At 70.1% G+C, this 469-nt stretch carries 1 protein-coding gene; it reads left to right on the plus strand.

The genetic code is table 11. The annotated features are described in order from the left end of the window. Positions 1 to 21: 21 nt before the first annotated feature. Positions 22 to 469: endonuclease/exonuclease/phosphatase family protein (locus D7Y13_RS42440; protein ID WP_500683200.1), on the plus strand; the 448-nt coding region annotated here is incomplete at its 3' end.

A 469-nucleotide genomic window follows, 5' to 3' on the forward strand; every position in this document is an offset into this window, starting at 1 on the left:
CTTCATGCGCGCAGGGATCAAGTGAAGCTCGTCACCTGGAACACCCAATGGTGCCGCGGCCTCGACGGCACGGTGAGCGTGCAGCGCATCGTCGACGGTGCACGCGCGATGGCGGACTTCGACGTGCTGTGTCTGCAGGAGATCGCGCAGGGCTACGCCGACATGCCGGGCGGCCCGGGCGACCAGCCGGCCGAGCTGCAGGCACTGCTGCCCGGCTACCGCCTCTTCTTCGGCGCCGCGGTCGACGAGTTCGACGCCGCCGGCCGCCGCATGCGCTTCGGCAACCTGATCGCCACGCGGCTACCGGTGATGCAGGTGCAGCACCATGCGCTCCCCTGGCCGGCCGATGTCGGCGTGCGCAGCATGCCGCGCATGTGCACGGTGGTCACGGTGCAGAGCCCGACGCTCGGCGCGGTGCGGGTGATGACGACGCACCTCGAGTACTACTCGAAGGTGCAGCGCATGGCGC

Origin of the sequence: Corallococcus praedator (assembly GCF_003612125.1) — a bacterium.
Taxonomy (GTDB): Bacteria; Myxococcota; Myxococcia; order Myxococcales; family Myxococcaceae; genus Corallococcus; species Corallococcus praedator.